Here is a 15,990-nt window from a genome sequence, read left to right on the forward strand (position 1 = left end):
GGGAGGCAGGTGCGGCAGGATGGGCGGCATGTCGAACCGCCTCGCGAACGAGACCTCCCCTTACCTCCTCCAGCACGCCGACAATCCGGTCGACTGGTGGCCCTGGTCGCCGGAGGCCTTCGCGGAGGCGCGGGAGCGGGGCGTACCCGTTCTGCTGAGTGTCGGTTACAGCTCTTGTCACTGGTGTCATGTTTTTAGCTTCGAAAGCTTCGAGGATAAACTAACCGCCGCCTACATGAACGAGCACTTCGTCAACATCAAGGTCGACCGCGAGGAGCGGCCGGACATCGACGCCGTCTACATGGAGGCCGTCCAGGCCGCCACGGGGCAGGGCGGGTGGCCCATGACCGTTTTCCTCAACGCCGATGCCCAGCCCTTCTACTTCGGGACCTACTTCCCGCCCGAGCCGCGGCACGGGATGCCCTCCTTCATGCAGGTGCTCGAAGGGGTGCGCACCGCCTGGGTCGGGCGGCCCGAGGAGGTGGCCGAGGTCGCGGAGCGGGTGACCCGGGACCTGGCCGGGCGTCAGCTGGACTACGGGAAGGCGGAACTGCCCGGCGGGGAGGTGCCCGCGCGGGCGCTGCTCGGGCTGGTCCGGGAGTTCGACGAGACGCGCGGCGGGTTCGGCGGGGCGCCGAAGTTCCCGCCGTCCATGGTCATCGAGTTCCTGCTGCGCCACCACGCCCGCACCGGGGCCGAGGGCGCGCTCCAGATGGCCGAGCAGACCTGTGAGGCGATGGCCCGCGGCGGGATCTACGACCAGCTCGGCGGCGGCTTCGCCCGCTACTCCGTGGACCGGGAGTGGGTCGTCCCGCACTTCGAGAAGATGCTCTACGACAACGCGCTGCTGTGCCGGGCGTACGCGCACCTGTGGCGGAGCACCGGTTCCGCGCTGGCCCGGCGGGTCGCGCTGGAGACCGCCGACTTCATGGTCCGGGAGCTGCGCACCCGTGAGGGCGGTTTCGCCTCCGCGCTGGACGCCGACAGCGAGGATCCGGCGACCGGCGCGCACGTGGAGGGCGCGTACTACGCGTGGACCCCGGCGCAGCTGACCGCGGTGCTGGGGCAGGCGGACGGGGAGTTCGCGGCGGCGCTGTTCGGGGTGACCGAGGAGGGGACTTTCGAGCACGGGATGTCCGTCCTCCAGCTGGCGGCGGACGCGGACGATGCCGAGCGGGTCGCCGGGATCAAGGCGCGGCTGCTCGCCGCGCGCGCGGAGCGGCCGGCGCCCGGGCGGGACGACAAGATCGTGGCCGCCTGGAACGGGCTGGCCATCGCCGCCCTCGCCGAGTGCGGGGCGTACTTCGAGCGGCCCGACCTGGTCGAGCGCGCCACCGAGGCGGCGGACCTGCTGGTGCGCGTGCACATGGACGGCCGCGCCCGGCTCGCCCGGACCAGCAAGGACGGCCAGGTCGGCGTCAACGCCGGGGTGCTGGAGGACTACGGCGATGTCGCCGAGGGGTTCCTGGCGCTGGCGTCGGTCACGGGGGAGGGGGTCTGGCTGGAGTTCGCCGGGTTCCTCATGGATCTGGTGCTGGACCGGTTCACGGCCGAGGACGGTTCGCTGTACGACACCGCGCACGACGCCGAGCAGCTGATCCGGCGCCCGCAGGACCCGACGGACACCGCCGCGCCCTCGGGGTGGACGGCGGCCGCCGGGGCGCTCCTGTCGTACGCCGCGCACACCGGCTCGGAGGCGCACCGGACGGCGGCGGAGCGGGCGCTCGGCGTGGTGGGGGCGCTCGGGCCGCGCGCCCCGCGCTTCATCGGGCAGGGCCTGGCGGTGGTCGAGGCGCTGCTGGACGGGCCGCGCGAGGTGGCGGTGGCCGGGCATCCGGAGGATCCGGCGACGGCCGCGCTGCACCGGGCCGCGCTGCTGGGGGCGGCTCCCGGCGCGGTGGTGGCGGCCGGGGTGCCGGGGACGGCGGACGGCAGCGTGGGGGAGTTCCCGCTGCTGACCGGGCGGGCGCTCGTAGGGGACGCGCCGACGGCGTACGTGTGCCGGCACTTCGTCTGCGCGCTGCCGACGACCGACCCGGCGGAGCTGGCCGCGCAGTTGGCCACGGCCCGCCCCTGACCCCGCCCCTGACCCCGACCCTTCGGGGGTTACGCGTGCTGCGCGGCCGCCATCGCGATGCCCACGAAGTGGGTGACGAAGGCGACCAGGGTCAGCGAGTGGAAGACCTCGTGGAAGCCGAAGTAGCGCACGGAGGGGTTGGGGCGCTTCATCCCGTAGATGACCCCTCCCACGCTGTAGAGGAGTCCGCCGACGATCACGAGCACCAGGACCGCGATCCCGCCCGAGCGCATGAAGTCGGGGAGGAAGAAGACGGCGGCCCAGCCCATGGCGATGTAGCAGGGCGTGTAGAGCCAGCGCGGGGCGCCGACCCAGAAGACGCGGAACGCGATGCCGGCCGCGGCGGCGATCCACACCGCCCACAGGAGCGTCCGTCCGGTGGAGGCCGGGAGCAGGAGCACCGTCAGCGGGGTATAGGTCCCTGCGATGATCAGAAAAATGTTGGCGTGGTCGAGGCGGCGGAGGATGGCTTCGCCGCGCGGGCCCCAGGTGCCCCGGTGGTAGACCGCGCTGACTCCGAAGAGCAGGCAGGCCGTGAGGATGTACACCCCACAGGCCACGCGGGCCTTCGTCGAGTCGGTGAACGTCATGAGCGCCAGGCCCGCGACCACCACGGCGGGGAACATTCCGGTGTGCAGCCAGCCGCGCATCATCGGCTTGGCCTCGGCGTCGACCTGCGGTTCAGCCATGGGTCCGGTGGTGGCTCCGGCCTCGGGTCCGGCCACGGCGGCGGCGTCAGAAGTCATGGTCCTCATGCTATCTACGGGTCCGTAGGTTTCGGTTAGCGGCCTTTGCCGAAGATTGACACGAGTGGTGATGCTCACGTGAGAGGCCCCCTGGACATATGCGCATAGGCACCCGATGATCAGATGAGTGCGGTCGGCACCGGATGAGCGGAGCGCGAAGCGTCCGGGTCGCAGCCCCCACGGGGCAAACACCAAACAAACCCCTCAACAAGGAGCAATCGTGGCGCGCGACAACGCGGCTCCCACCACCCACCCGACGGTCCTCCCCACCGATCACGCCGAACTGATCGCCTGGGTCGACGAGATCGCGGCGATCACCGAGCCGGACCGCATCGTCTGGTGCGACGGCTCGGAGGCCGAGTACGAGCGCCTGTGCGAGGAGCTCGTGACCAAGGGCACGTTCAAGAAGCTCGACCCCGCCAAGCGCCCGAACTCGTACTACGCCGCCTCCGACCCCTCCGACGTCGCGCGCGTCGAGGACCGGACCTTCATCTGCTCCGAGAAGGCCGAGGACGCGGGTCCCACGAACCACTGGAAGGCTCCTTCTGAAATGAAGGAGATCTTCGCCGGCGAGAAGGGGATCTTCCGCGGCGCCATGAAGGGCCGGACGATGTACGTCGTCCCCTTCTGCATGGGCCCCCTCGGCTCCGAGCTGTCCGCGATCGGCGTCGAGATCACCGACTCCGCCTACGTCGCCGTCGCCATGCGCACCATGACCCGCATGGGAGCCCCCGTCCTCGCCGAACTCGGCACCGACGGCTTCTTCGTCAAGGCCGTCCACACCCTCGGCGCGCCGCTCGCCGAGGGCCAGGCCGACGTGCCGTGGCCGTGCAACACCACCAAGTACATCTCGCACTTCCCCGAGAGCCGCGAGATCTGGTCCTTCGGTTCCGGCTACGGCGGCAACGCCCTGCTCGGCAAGAAGTGCTACGCCCTGCGCATCGCGTCCGTCATGGCCCGCGACGAGGGCTGGCTCGCCGAGCACATGCTGATCCTCAAGCTCACCCCGCCGCAGGGTGAGGCGAAGTACATCGCCGCCGCGTTCCCGAGCGCCTGCGGCAAGACCAACCTCGCCATGCTGGAGCCCACGATCCCCGGCTGGACGGTCGAGACGGTCGGCGACGACATCGCCTGGATGCGCTTCGGCGCCGACGGCCGGCTCTACGCGATCAACCCCGAGGCCGGGTTCTTCGGCGTCGCGCCCGGCACCGGTGAGCACACCAACGCCAACGCCATGAAGACGATGTACGCCAACACCGTCTTCACGAACGTCGCGCTCACCCCCGACGGCTCCGACGTCTGGTGGGAGGGCATGACCGAAGAGGCGCCCGCGCACCTGATCGACTGGAAGGGCAACGCCTGGACCCCGGAGTCCGAGACCCCGGCGGCCCACCCCAACGCCCGCTTCGCCGTCCCCGCCTCGCAGTGCCCGACGATCGCCCCCGAGTGGGAGGACCCCAAGGGCGTCCCGATCTCCGCGATCCTCTTCGGCGGCCGCCGCGCCTCCGCCGTGCCGCTGGTCACCGAGTCCTTCGACTGGAACCACGGCGTCTTCATCGGCTCGAACATCGCCTCCGAGAAGACCGCCGCCGCCGAGGGCAAGGTCGGCGAGCTGCGCCGCGACCCCTTCGCCATGCTGCCGTTCTGCGGCTACAACATGGGCGACTACATGGGTCACTGGATCAACGTCGGCGCCGACAAGGACCAGGCGAAGCTCCCGAAGATCTACTACGTGAACTGGTTCCGCAAGAACGACGCGGGCAAGTTCGTGTGGCCCGGCTTCGGCGAGAACAGCCGCGTCCTGAAGTGGATCGTCGAGCGCCTCGACGGCACCGCCGAGGGCGTCGAGACCCCCATCGGCATCCTGCCGACCGTGGCCTCCCTCGACACCGACGGCCTGGACCTCCCGGCCGAGGACCTCGACTTCCTGCTCACGGTCGACAAGGAGATCTGGCGCGACGAGGCCGCTCTGGTCCCCGAGCACCTGAACACCTACGGCGACCACACCCCCAAGGAGCTGTGGGACCAGTACCACGCGCTGGTCGAGCGCCTCGGCTAGCCGTCCCGGCTAGTCACCCCGGCCACCACCACGTGGCCCCATGAACCGCGGCCGGCTGTCCCCGGCCGCCGGACCGACGCGGGATGTCCCGACTAGGATTCCCTGCGACCTTCCAAATAGGTCGTGTGCGTCTGCTGACGGCGGGCCTCTGCTTCTCGGAGGCCCGCCGTCAGGCGTTCCGCCTCGTCGTACAGCGCCGACAGCTGCCGCTCCAGGTGCCGTTCCGGCGACTCGCCGCCCGGTGTCAGCCGGGTCCACCAGCGGGTCCGGTTGTAGGTGTCCACGCATTCCGGCACGTCCTGCCGGATCCCCCGGGACAGCGCGTGCACCGTCTCCGGGTCGCCCGCCAGTACGTCCGCCACCCAGCCGGGGTCGAGCATCGCCCCGTACAGGTCCATCAGCTCGGTGAGCCTGCCCCCGGCGGCCGGGGTCAGGTCCACTTCCGCCAGGTACTCCCGCAGCCGCCCGAAGTCCTCGCGCAGGGTGCCCAGTTCCTCGGCCGGCTCCGGAACCGGCGGTACGACGGCCACCTCCGGCGGAGCGATCAGCGCGCCCGCGCCGTACAGCCCCGCCACCACCACCGGCCAGAACGTCCCGGCCACCCCCGACACGGTCAGGGCCAGCCCGGCCACGCCCCCGGCGCAGCCCGCCAGGTTCTTCTTCGACTCCAGGTAGCCGAGGACCCGGGTCCCGGCGCCCGCGCCGCGTCCACTGGGTCTACTGGTAGCCACGGATCTCCTCGAAGGCGCCGTTCAGAGAGCCGTTGCCGTCGGTGGCGTCGAAGAGCCGCCCGCCGGTCAGCTCGGTGATGCGGGTGAGTTCCTTGCGGGAGGAGTCGCCGAAGAGCACCGCGAAGACCGGGGTGTGCTTCTGCGCGTCCGGCAGGCCCGCGTAGAAGGACTCGAAGTCCTTGACGCTGTCCCCGCTCTCCCCGTCCGTCATCAGCACGATCGAGGTGAAGGCGTCGGCGCTGCCCTTGCCCAGGTGCTGGTACGCCGCCTTCAGACTGCCGTACACCGCCGTCCCCCCGTCCGGCTCCAGGGACTTCACGTCGCCGCGGATGGCGTCCAGGGCGCTGCCTGGGTTCCCCGGTTCGACGACGTGGGTGAGGACCTTCTTCACCTTGTCGCCGAAGGGCAGCAGGGTGACCTCCTCGCGGTCCCGGAAGCGCGCTCCCGTGCCCGAAGTCCCGGTGCCCGTCAGGTCGGTGAGCGCCGCCTTCAGCCGGTCGATCCGGTGGTCCTCGCCCATCGAGCCCGAGGTGTCCAGGACGTACACCGTCCGTGAGGGGCGGCGCAGTACGTTCTCGTAGGCGGCCAGCAGTCCGTCCGCGACCGAGAGGCTGCCCGGGAACGGCAGCTCGCGCCGCTTGTCCGCGGCGAGCCCGGCCGCGGGCGCGACCCCGGCGGCGACGGGGCGGCGGAAGGTCTGCTCGGTGATCGCCTTCTGCGCCGCGTCGCCCCGCAGGTACTCGGTCAGTGCGCGGCCCGACTCGCGCGCCCCGGCCGGGGCCGAGGTCAGCAGGGTCAGCGGATAGCCCGCGGTGACCACCCCGTCGCGGGGGCGGATCACGGTCAGGCCCGTCTTGGCGTCCCGGTTCATGGACAGCAGCACCGACTCGTAGTTGACGAGTGCGTCGACATCCCCGCGCTTGGCGTAGGCGGTGGCGAGCCAGCCGGAGGACCCGGAGGTCAGCTTCTGTCCGGTGAAGAACTCCTTGAGCTGCGGGGTGGCCTTGGCCACGTCCGCGTCGGTCAGCGCGGACTGGGCGCCCGAGAGGCCGGAGGCGACCGAGACCAGTGCGGAGAACCCGGAGTTGGAGCGCACCGGGTCGGTCATCCCGTACGACAGCTTCCCGGCGGCCACCGCCTGGTGCACGGCGGACCAGGTGACCTCCTCCGGCTTCCAGCCGAGCCGGGCCATCGCCTCGGGCCGCACGCCCAGCGCGACCGGCGAGGACATCACCGGGGTCTCGGAGCTGAGCTTCGCCGCCGCTCCGGGCCGCAGCCGCAGGTAGTCGTTGGAGGACAGCCAGATCGCGTCGTACTTCCCGTCGGCCTTCCCGGAGGCGACCTGCTCGGCCGCGTCCAGGGTGCCCGTCCAGGTCAGCTCGACGGTGACCCCGGTGGCCTTCTTCGCCTGGTCCAGGACCGGCTTCAGGTCCGCGAGTTCGCTGGAGGCCAGCACCCGCAGCTTGCCCTCCTGGTACTTCGACTCCTTGGGCTTGCCCGGAGTGCCATCGCCGGAGGATCCGCCCGACGACGTACAGGCGCCTGCGCCGAGCAGGGCGGCGGTCAGGGCGACGGCGGCCGCGAGCCGTCTGCGGAGCACCGCGCCGCGGCGGCTCATCGCTCGCTCCCTTCGAGGGCGCCCGCGGTGCGGGTGCGCGCCAAGTGGCTTGATGCGGCCTGGAGTTCGCCGGTCAGGGCTTCGATGGTGGCGGCCATGTTCTCGGTGGCCTGCACCTTGAAGGTGTCGATGGTGTCGAGGGTCCGGTAGATCTGTGCGAACGCGGCGCGCAGGGTCTCCGCCCCGACGGCCGGATCGGCGGCGATCCGCTGGATCTCCCCGCTCTGCGTGGACAGCATCTCCGCGTTGCCGCGGATCAGCTCTTCGGTGGTGTCGCGCAGGCTGTCGACCTGGTCGGCCACCTTGCGCTGGCTTTCGAGCGCGGAAGCCAGCATGACGGCGATCCGCAGCGCCGAGACGGTGGTGGTCGCGGCCCGGTCGACGCCCTTGACCAGTTCGTCGTTGGTGCGCCGCACCACGTCCATGGCGAGGTAGCCCTGCGCGCACACGGCGAGCTGGGTGAGCAGGTCCTGGTGCTTCTGCCGGACCGGGAACAGCACGTCGGCGCGCAGCGCGTCGGCCTGCGCCGGGTCGGTGTGCTCGGCGTCGGCGATCCGCTGCCCGATCGCGGAGTCGAGGGCCTCGGTGAGGACGGAGTACTCCTGGAGCTTGCCCATCGTCTCCCACAGCCGGGCCCGCTCGGTGTGCAGCGCGGCGTTGTCGCGGCGCAGCTCGTCCTGGCCGGAGCGCAGTGCGCCGACGATCCCGTTGAGGGTGGCCTGGGAGGAGGCGTACTTCGCCACGTGGTCGCGCAGCCGGTTGCCGCCCGGGAGCCTGCCGATGAGGCGGCGGACGCCCTTGGCGGGGGACTCGCGCGGGTCCAGGTCCTCGACGGTGCGGCGCAGCTCGACCAGGGAGCCCGCGACCCGGGCCTGCGCGTCGCCGCCGTCGGTGCCCAGCGAGCGGACGGCCCGGTCCAGCATCCGGTTGGACTGCTGGGAGGCGCTGCGGACGTCGGCGGCGCCGAGCCCGGCGATCTCGCCGATCCGCTGGGCGAACTCGGGGGAGCGGGCGTCGAGTCCGGCGAGGGAACCGACGTACTCCCCGGCCCGGCGGGCCATCTCGTCGCGGACCCCGTCCTGCAGCGGCACCAGGCCCGAGGCCTGTTCCGAGCGGATCGCGGCGACGGGTTCGGGGGCGGTCAGGACCAGCGGGCTGTCCCCGGGGCCGCCGGGGCCGCCGGGTGGTGTCAGTGTCATGGCGTGTCCCCCTGCGCCTTGGCGCGCGCCGCCAGCGTCATCAGGATCGTGACGGTGGGCGTGTTCACCTGGCGGATTCCGGTGAGCTTCTGGTTGAGGTAGTCGGTGTGCGGGGCGGTGGCGGTGGTGAACTCGGCCAGCCCGTCCTGCGGGCGCAGCCCGTGCTTGACGGCGAGGCGGCGCAGGTCCGGGTCGGTGGCCAGCAGCCCGCCGAGGTCCTTGGCCTTGTCGTTCAGCGGTACGAAGGTGTGCGCGGAGTTGACGGTGGTGTCCGGGTAGAGGACCACCATGGCGTCGAGGTCCGCGGGCTGCTGCTTCTGCATCAGCAGGGCGGCCACCTGGGACTCGTACACCAGGATGAGCGGATCGCCGGCGCCGCTGATGAAGGCGCGGAACGGGTCGTCGGTGGAGGGCGGCAGGGCGCCCTGGACGGCGATCAGCTTGCGCAGCAGGGGCGCGGTGCGGTTGACGCCCGCGTCGTCGGAGACGACGGTGTTGTTGTTGGCGACGTTGGAGGTCGCGGCGAGGAAGAGGGCGCCGGAGTTGGACGAGGCGGGGTCGGTGGTCTTGATGAACACCGTGCCGGTCAGGGCGGCGTCGGCCGCGGCTCCGGGCAGCTGCTGCCAGGTGCGGTCCTCGGCGGCGGCCTTGAGGTAGGGCCCCATGAGCAGGGTGCCGCTGTGCTTGCCGGTCATCACCGCGAGCTTGTTGTCGGCGAGCACCTTGGCGGCGCTGGCGCGGGCGACCACGACGAGCGGCGAGTAGAAGGGACGGGTGGTCTGCGCGCCCTGGAGCTTGGTCTTGGCCTCGATCTCGCTGGCGGGCTCACTGCTGCTGGGGAAGGCGAAGTCGTACTGGTCCAGGGGTAGTTTGTCCATCGCCCAGGACCCGGAGGTCTCCGTCCTGACGGTGTAGCCCTTGGCGGCGAGGGCCTTCACCACCTCGGTGTCGTTGAAGAACTCGGCCTTCTCCGAACCGATGACTCCCCGCACGGTCTTCGTTGCCGCGCGCTCTGTGCCCGGGTCTCCGTGGCCTACGAAGATGACGGCTATGACGCCGCCGATCAGGAGGGCCGCCAGGGCGATTCCGAAGATGCGTCTCACGAGGGCAGCGTGCTCACGGAAACCCACATTCCGCGCGCGGTTGAGTGAACGTCAGGTGAGCAGGTGGTCCCACTTCGACCGCGGGTGAATGATGCACAACCATGAGGCAAGTGAGCGGGTGGCTGGCGGCGCTGGTGATGGTGGCTGCGGGAATGGTCTTCGTCCCGTTCGGCCTGTACGTGTGGGCGAGCAGCGGACCCGAGCCTCCGCGGCCGGTCGCCGAGGATGTGGCGGTGACGGGCTGCCGAATCGATCCGGCAAGCCGCCGCGTCGTGGCCGGGGTCGAGGTGGTGAGCCGCACCGCGCGTCCGGGCCGGTACGTCGTGACCGTCGAGTTCCGCCGCGGCGAGGCGGGGAACGACGTCCCCGTGCAGGCCGTGGTGAAGCTGGCCGCCGTCCACCCGGGCGAAGTCGGCCACGCCGAAGCGGTGGGCCCGGTCTGGCCCGCGGGCGTGATCCCATGGTGCGGAATCGCAGGCGTGGACCTGTCCCGGGAGGCCAAACCCAGCCAGGCGGACAAACCCAGCCGGGCGGCCAATATCAGCCCGTCCGGCGTTTGAGGACCCGCCGGAGGCCCCACCCGGCGGCACCGGGACCCAGGCCCGCACCAAGACCCCGCCCGCACCGGAATCAATGGCACCCGGTCCGAGGCCTCCGCGGCCCCGGACCGGGGCCGTCTAGAGGGCGCCTGCCGGGTTGACGGCGACGGCGGCGGAGTGCGCGTCCATGCGCTCGGCGGCGAGGATCGCGACGGCGGTGTCGGCGCGCGAGGCGGCGACGAGGAGCGCGCGGGCGGCGAGGTCGTGGGCGCGCCGGTGCAGGGCGCCCAGGCCGGCGTCCCCGGCGGCGGCGGGCCGGCCCTTGATCCGGGTGGGCACGCGGCCGCGCAGCCGGGCGACCTGGCCGGAGATCCGCTCGGCGGCCTCGTCCAGCCCCAGCTCGTCGGTGACGGCGAGCAGGGCGGCCAGGTGTCCGGCGAGCTGGGTGTCCAGCGCTTCGCCACGGCTGCTGTGCGGGTAGTCGGCGCGGTGGTCGGCGTGGCCGCCGCTCATGCGGTGGACCGACTTGGTGCGGATCGGCTCGTACATGAGGGGGCCTCCTGCGGGGTCAGGAGACCATCCTACCTTGGATCCGTTCTAAAGTTGAGCTGAATCCGGCCGCGGGTCCGGGCGCCTGCCTCGCTAGTGCTGGCTGTATCCGTCCAGGAAGTTCCCGATCCGGGTCACGGCGTCGGCCAGGTCCTTGGCGGCGGGCAGGGTGACGATGCGGAAGTGGTCGGGCTCGGGCCAGTTGAAGCCCGTACCGTGTACGACCATGATCTTCTCGGCCCGCAGTAGGTCGAGGACCATCTGCCGGTCGTCCTTGATCTTGTAGACCGAGGGGTCCAGCTTCGGGAAGAGGTACAGGGCGCCCTTGGGCTTCACGCAGGTGATCCCCGGGATCTGCGTGAGCAGGTCGTACGCCGTGTCGCGCTGCTCCAGGATCCGCCCGCCGGGCAGCACCAGGTCCTCGATCGACTGGCGGCCGCCGAGGGCGGTGGCGATGGCGTGCTGCGAGGGCATGTTCGCGCACAGGCGCATGTTGGCCAGGATCGTCAGGCCCTCGATGTACGACGAGGCGTGCTGCTTGGGGCCGCAGACCGCCATCCAGCCGGAGCGGAAACCGGCGACGCGGTAGTTCTTGGAGAGCCCGTTGAAGGTGAGGGTCAGCAGGTCGGGTGCGATGGCCGCGGTGGGCGTGTGCGTGGCGCCGTCGTAGAGGATCCGGTCGTAGATCTCGTCCGAGCACACGATCAGGTTGTGGCGGCGCGCGATGTCGGTCAGCCCGCGCAGCATCTCGTCGTCGTAGACGGCGCCGGTCGGGTTGTTCGGGTTGATGATCACGATCGCGCGGGTGCGGTCGGTGATCTTCCGCTCGATGTCGGCCAGGTCCGGCATCCAGTCGGCCTGCTCGTCGCACCGGTAGTGCACGGCGGTGCCGCCGGCCAGCGACACGGAGGCGGTCCACAGCGGATAGTCGGGTGCGGGGACGAGCACCTCGTCCCCGTCGTCCAGCAGTGCCTGCATGGACATCTGGATCAGCTCGGAGACCCCGTTGCCGATGTAGATGTCCTCGACGTCCAGGTCGACGCCCTTGGTCTGGTAGTGCTGCATCACCGCGCGGCGCGCGGACAGCAGCCCCTTCGCGTCCCCGTAGCCGTGGGCCGTGCCCAGGTTGCGGAGCATGTCCTCAAGGATCTCGGGCGGGCACTCGAAGCCGAAGGCCGCCGGGTTGCCCGTGTTGAGCTTGAGGATGCGATGACCTGCCGCTTCGAGCCGCATGGCCTCTTCGAGCACGGGCCCGCGGATCTCGTAGCAGACATTGGCGAGTTTCGTTGACTGGATCACCTGCATGGCGGGAGCTTACGGGGCCCGGCGCCCCCGCGCTGCGGGATTCGGCCCGCGGGGTGAGGGTGAATTGCCCTGGTTCGCGGGATGGGCGGGGTGGCGGTGGGCCGCACCCTTGGAAACCGGGGGCGGCCCCGGGTCCCGGCCTGCGGAATGGGTGGGGTGCGCGCGAGGGACGCGGGCGGGTGTTGCGCTCGTCACGCCGGTGGGCGCGGCGGCGTACGTCGCCCAGGGGTCGCGGCGCGGCTGCGCCGCGAGAGCCTGGTTTCGCGCGTCCGGGGTCGGGGCGGGGGCGCGGCTGCGCCGCGGGGGCGCTGGCTTTGGGCGTCCGGGGTCGGTGGGGTGCCGGGGGCTGCCCGTCAGTTCAACTGTCTCTCCGTGCCGGTGCGGCCTGTCAAGGGCGCTCTCTTCGTTCGCGTCGCTTCGCGATGGCCTGCGGCCACCCTTGACAGACCACCCCGTCACGAAAAGCCAAGAACTGTCGGGCGGCCCCCGGGGGAAGGCATGGGGGACCTGGACCATGGGCCGGGGGTGGGAGCGGGCGGCCCCGGTCCGGGGTGCGACCCAGCCGCGCCCTCCGGGCGGACAGGAACGCGAGGAAATCGCTACGCGCTCCTCTCGGAGCGGCGTCTGCGGGCTGTCTGGGGCTGGCGGGTGGCGAGGGGAGGCCGAAAGCTCGGCTGGATGAGCGTGGATTCGGGTCAGGCCGCACCTGACACTCAATACTCCTCCAAAATGCCCTTTTTGTGGTGCTTTAGGGCCCTCGTTTTGGGATGGACGACCGCTTGACCCCTCTCCACCTCGGCTTGACCGAGGTCCGGGCCACAAACAGCCCGCAGACGCCTCTCCGGCCGGGACTGTGTAGCGATCTCTGTGCGGGTCTGTTGCTTGTCGTCTGTCGTCTGTCCGCCCGGAGGGCGCGGCTGGGCCGCACCTGGCCCCTGGCCCACCCGCCCGGAACCCCGGTTAGTGGCTCCTGTCCCCCCTGCCTTCCCCCGGGGGCCGCCCGACAGTTCTTGGCTTTTCGTGGGGACGGGATCTGTCAAGGGTGGCCGTAGGCCATCGCGTAGCGACGCGACCGTAGGGAGCGCCCTTGACAGGTCACGGCACCGCGAAGAGACAGTTGAACTGGCGGGCAGCCCCCGGAACCTCGCCGACCCCGGACGCGCACAACGCACCCATGAGCGGCGCAACCGCGCCCCGGCGGAGCCGGGGTTACGTCGTACGGAACCGCTTCGCCGTCCACCGGGACGTGGAAACTCAGATCCGGTGATCCGGTGATCCGGGATCCGGTCAACCAATTTCCGCCCAGACCGTTTTCAGTGGAACGGGACCCGTCGAGACTCCCCAGCGGTCCGCCAGTGCCGCGACGAGTGCCAGCCCCCGGCCGGACTCGGCCTCGGGGGAGGGGAATTCGGCGACCGGGGCCGGTGTGCACTCGTCGCGCGTATCGCTCACCTCGATACGTAGCGTGGTGCCGACGGCGGCGATCCGAAGCCGGAACCCCCGCCCCTGGACCCGGCCGTGCGTCACGGCGTTGCTCGCGAGTTCGGCGACGACATGGGCCGCGTCATGGAACGGGAGCCCCCAGTCCGCCAGTTGCGAGACGGCGAGCTGCCGGGCGGCGCGGGCGCCGTGCGGGGTGGCGGGGAGCGTGGCCACGAAGGCGATTTCTCGATTCACGTCACTCAGCGTGGCGACCCGTGCGTAACCTGAACAGGGAAGAGTCCGCCGTGTACGGCGGCTGTCCCGGGCGGTCCCGCCCAGTCCCGCCTGTCCCTCGGGGGTGCAGATGAACGCAGATGGCGCCGATGAGTCGAGTGAATCGAGTTGGGAACTCGATCCGGAAGATGAAGCGGGGGCGGTTATCGCCACCGTGGGACGCCAGTTGAAAATGTGGCGGGAGGCGGCCGGGTTGGACCGAACCCAGTTCGGTACGCGCATGGGATACGGCCCGAATCTCATCTACAAGATCGAGCGCGGCGCCCGAATTCCACGCCCGGAGTACCTGGACAAGGCGGACGAGATCCTCGGCGCGAGCGGCAAGATCGCCGCGATGAAGACCGACGTGGAAAGGGCCCGCCATCCCAAGAAGGTCCGGGCCTTGGCCAAGCTGGAGGCCGAAGCGGTGGAGATCGGTGCCTACGACAACATCGTTGTGCCCGGCTTGTTGCAGACCGAAGAGTATGCGCGCGCCCTGTACGCCCTCCGGCGGCCAGCCTATGGGGAGGACGAGGTCGAGAGGCTGGTCTCGGCCCGGCTGGCCCGTCAGTGCGTACTCCGTCAACATCCGGCTCCGTTGCTGACCGTGGTGCAGGAGGAGGCGGTGCTTCGGCGGCCGATCGGAGGTGAAATGGTGTTGCGCCGCCAACTTGAGTACCTGCTGGAGATCGCTGTTCTGCGGCATGTCGAGATCCAGGTCATGCCCACCGATGTGCAAGAGCATGCAGGCCTTGCCGGGTCGCTCAAGGTCATCCGGCTCAAGGACGGAACGACGGTCGGGCACAACGAGGTTCAGCTGGTCAGTCGCTTGATTACCGACCCGAAAGAGGTCCAGATCCTGGACATGCGCTATGGCATGATCCGGGCACAGGCGCTCACGCCTCGGCAGTCGCTGACTTTCATCGAGAAGGTACTAGGGGAGACATGACAGCCTCCAGCTCGAAGTGGTTCAAGAGCAGCTACAGCACCAACGACGGTCCTGACTGCGTCGAGGTGGCGGTGTCGCCCGAGGCGATCCTCATCCGGGACTCAAAGGACGTGGAGCGGGCGCACCTGGCCGTGGCCCCCGCCACCTGGACCGGGTTCGTGCGGTACGCCGCAGGCTGACACGAACGCCTCCCCACCTGCCCTAGTGGCGCACGGCGTACGTCGTCTGCATGAACCCCGCGTCCAGCACCTTCGCGGCGGTCAGCTGGAGGTCGATGTCGCGGTCCAGCGTGCCGAAGAGGGGGAGGCCCTCGCCGATCAGGACCGGGGCGGTGGTGATGATCAGCTCGTCCAGCAGGTCCTCCCGCAGGAAGGTCTGGATCATCTTCCCGCCGTCCACGTATACGTGGCGCGCGCCCTGTTCGGTCAGCGCGGCCAGCAGCTCCGGCAGCGAACGGTGGACGGTGACGCGCGGGTCGTCCGTGGTCAGCCCGGTGCTGAGGACGGCGACGCGCTTGCCCTCGTACGGCCAGAAGCCGAAGCTGAGCACCTTCTCGTAGGTGTGGCGCCCCAGCGCCAGGGTGTCGATCCCCTCCATGAACTCCTGGTAGCCCGTCTCCCCGGCCTGCGCGCCCCGCATCGTGAGCCACTCGATGTCGCCGTCGGGGCGGGCTATGAACCCGTCGAGGCTGACCCCGATGGTCACGGACGTCCGGAACGGGCGGCCGCCGCGCGGGACCTTGCCGGGCCGCCCGGCGTCGTCCGCGCGGTAGCTGGTGGGGTCGCCGGAGTTGCTCATGAGGGGTCCTCCTCGTGTCGTCGGTGGGTACGTCGTCGGTGCGGGGCCAGGACGCGGTCCAGCGCCGCGCGCTGGCGGCCGCCCAGGTCGCCCTCCTGGTCCACGGCCCACAGCAGCCCGGCCCCGGTGACCGCCGCCTGTACGGCGTCGGCGAGCGCGCCGGTGTCGGCGCCCGGGCGCAGCTCCGCGCGGGCGAGGTCCAGCAGCTCGCGGACCGCCGCGTGCTGGGCCCGCTGCGCGTCGAGCGCGAGCCGCCGGAACTCGGGGTCGGCGAGGTCCGCGCACAGGAAGGCCAGGTGGTTCGCGTAGGCGGTGGGCCCGGCCAGCGGACTCCAGGCGGCGGCGATCAGGGCGGCGAGCGCGTCGAGGGCCGACGCGTGCTCGGCGCGGACGCGCTCGCTCAGCCCGGCGAGATCCCGCTCCCCGTGCGCGGCGAGCGCGAGCAGCATCCCGCGCTTCGACCCGAACCGCTGCACCAGCGTCCCGGCCACCAGCCCGCACTCCCGCGCGACGGCCGCGAGCGTGAGCTTCGCGGGCCCGGTCCGCCCCATGACCTCCACGGCGGCCCGGAGGATCACGGCGTCGTCGACGGTACGGGGGCGCATGGGCGGGTGCTCCTGGG

The 15,990-nt window shown here is 71.1% G+C and carries 15 protein-coding genes; 5 read left to right on the top strand and 10 right to left on the bottom strand.

What is annotated here, in order from left to right; translation table 11 throughout:
- The first annotated feature begins 28 nt into the window (after positions 1 to 28).
- Positions 29 to 2,077: a thioredoxin domain-containing protein gene (locus OHS33_RS23140; RefSeq protein WP_330332316.1), complete on the top strand. Its 2,049-nt coding sequence runs from the start codon at positions 29 to 31 to the stop codon at positions 2,075 to 2,077.
- Positions 2,078 to 2,106: 29 nt separating this feature from the next.
- Here the strand turns inward: OHS33_RS23140 and trhA are convergent, their stop codons facing one another.
- The gene (gene trhA / locus OHS33_RS23145) at positions 2,107 to 2,832 is read right to left on the bottom strand and encodes a PAQR family membrane homeostasis protein TrhA (protein ID WP_330332317.1); all 726 of its coding nucleotides are present in this window, start codon (positions 2,830 to 2,832) and stop codon (positions 2,107 to 2,109) included.
- Between the two features lie 211 nt (positions 2,833 to 3,043).
- On the opposite strand from trhA, the gene OHS33_RS23150 reads away from it, so the two are divergent.
- Positions 3,044 to 4,882 carry a phosphoenolpyruvate carboxykinase (GTP) gene (locus OHS33_RS23150; protein WP_330332318.1) on the top strand — a complete coding sequence of 613 codons (1,839 nt, stop codon included), beginning with the start codon at positions 3,044 to 3,046 and terminating at the stop codon, positions 4,880 to 4,882.
- Between the two features lie 92 nt (positions 4,883 to 4,974).
- Here the strand turns inward: OHS33_RS23150 and OHS33_RS23155 are convergent, their stop codons facing one another.
- Genes OHS33_RS23155 through OHS33_RS23170 form a run of 4 tightly spaced genes read right to left on the bottom strand, consistent with a single transcriptional unit; the run spans position 4,975 to position 9,533 of the window.
- Positions 4,975 to 5,613, bottom strand: coding sequence for a hypothetical protein (locus tag OHS33_RS23155; RefSeq protein WP_330332319.1), 639 nt, complete (start codon positions 5,611 to 5,613; stop codon positions 4,975 to 4,977).
- Positions 5,600 to 7,231: a substrate-binding and vWA domain-containing protein gene (locus OHS33_RS23160; protein ID WP_330332320.1), complete on the bottom strand. Its 1,632-nt coding sequence runs from the start codon at positions 7,229 to 7,231 to the stop codon at positions 5,600 to 5,602. Before OHS33_RS23160 ends, OHS33_RS23155 begins: the two co-directional genes overlap by 14 nt.
- On the bottom strand, positions 7,228 to 8,430 hold the full coding sequence (locus OHS33_RS23165) for a toxic anion resistance protein (RefSeq protein WP_330332321.1): 1,203 nt from the start codon (positions 8,428 to 8,430) through the stop codon (positions 7,228 to 7,230). The genes OHS33_RS23160 and OHS33_RS23165 overlap by 4 nt, the downstream gene beginning before the upstream one ends.
- Positions 8,427 to 9,533, bottom strand: coding sequence for a hypothetical protein (locus OHS33_RS23170; RefSeq protein ID WP_330332322.1), 1,107 nt, complete (start codon positions 9,531 to 9,533; stop codon positions 8,427 to 8,429). The genes OHS33_RS23165 and OHS33_RS23170 overlap by 4 nt, the downstream gene beginning before the upstream one ends.
- 110 nt (positions 9,534 to 9,643) lie before the next feature.
- Here OHS33_RS23170 and OHS33_RS23175 point away from each other — a divergent pair, with 110 nt between their 5' ends.
- Entirely contained in the window at positions 9,644 to 10,093 is a 450-nt protein-coding gene (locus tag OHS33_RS23175; protein WP_330332323.1) for a hypothetical protein, read from the top strand.
- A gap of 117 nt (positions 10,094 to 10,210) precedes the next feature.
- On the opposite strand, the gene OHS33_RS23180 is transcribed toward OHS33_RS23175, so the two are convergent.
- The 3 genes from OHS33_RS23180 to OHS33_RS23190 form a co-directional block, all read right to left on the bottom strand.
- On the bottom strand, positions 10,211 to 10,621 hold the full coding sequence (locus tag OHS33_RS23180) for an SCO4983 family protein (protein ID WP_330332324.1): 411 nt from the start codon (positions 10,619 to 10,621) through the stop codon (positions 10,211 to 10,213).
- A 93-nt stretch (positions 10,622 to 10,714) separates the two neighbouring features.
- Positions 10,715 to 11,926, bottom strand: coding sequence for a pyridoxal phosphate-dependent aminotransferase (locus OHS33_RS23185; protein WP_330332325.1), 1,212 nt, complete (start codon positions 11,924 to 11,926; stop codon positions 10,715 to 10,717).
- 1,287 nt (positions 11,927 to 13,213) lie between these two features.
- The gene (locus tag OHS33_RS23190; protein ID WP_330332326.1) at positions 13,214 to 13,603 is read right to left on the bottom strand and encodes an ATP-binding protein; all 390 of its coding nucleotides are present in this window, start codon (positions 13,601 to 13,603) and stop codon (positions 13,214 to 13,216) included.
- A gap of 109 nt (positions 13,604 to 13,712) precedes the next feature.
- Here OHS33_RS23190 and OHS33_RS23195 point away from each other — a divergent pair, with 109 nt between their 5' ends.
- Both OHS33_RS23195 and OHS33_RS23200 read left to right on the top strand, forming a co-directional pair.
- Entirely contained in the window at positions 13,713 to 14,570 is an 858-nt protein-coding gene (locus OHS33_RS23195; RefSeq protein WP_330335160.1) for a helix-turn-helix domain-containing protein, read from the top strand.
- Positions 14,567 to 14,749 (top strand): DUF397 domain-containing protein, encoded by a 183-nt coding sequence (locus tag OHS33_RS23200; RefSeq protein ID WP_330332327.1) that lies wholly within the window; start codon positions 14,567 to 14,569, stop codon positions 14,747 to 14,749. The genes OHS33_RS23195 and OHS33_RS23200 overlap by 4 nt, the downstream gene beginning before the upstream one ends.
- Positions 14,750 to 14,771: 22 nt before the next feature.
- On the opposite strand, the gene OHS33_RS23205 is transcribed toward OHS33_RS23200, so the two are convergent.
- Positions 14,772 to 15,368 (bottom strand): dihydrofolate reductase family protein, encoded by a 597-nt coding sequence (locus OHS33_RS23205; protein WP_330332328.1) that lies wholly within the window; start codon positions 15,366 to 15,368, stop codon positions 14,772 to 14,774.
- Complete coding sequence (locus OHS33_RS23210) at positions 15,365 to 15,973, bottom strand: TetR/AcrR family transcriptional regulator (RefSeq protein ID WP_330332329.1); 609 nt, start codon at positions 15,971 to 15,973, stop codon at positions 15,365 to 15,367. Before OHS33_RS23210 ends, OHS33_RS23205 begins: the two co-directional genes overlap by 4 nt.
- Positions 15,974 to 15,990 lie beyond the last annotated feature (17 nt).

The sequence above is a fragment of the Streptomyces sp. NBC_00536 genome (assembly GCF_036346295.1).
Taxonomy (GTDB): Bacteria; Actinomycetota; Actinomycetes; order Streptomycetales; family Streptomycetaceae; genus Streptomyces.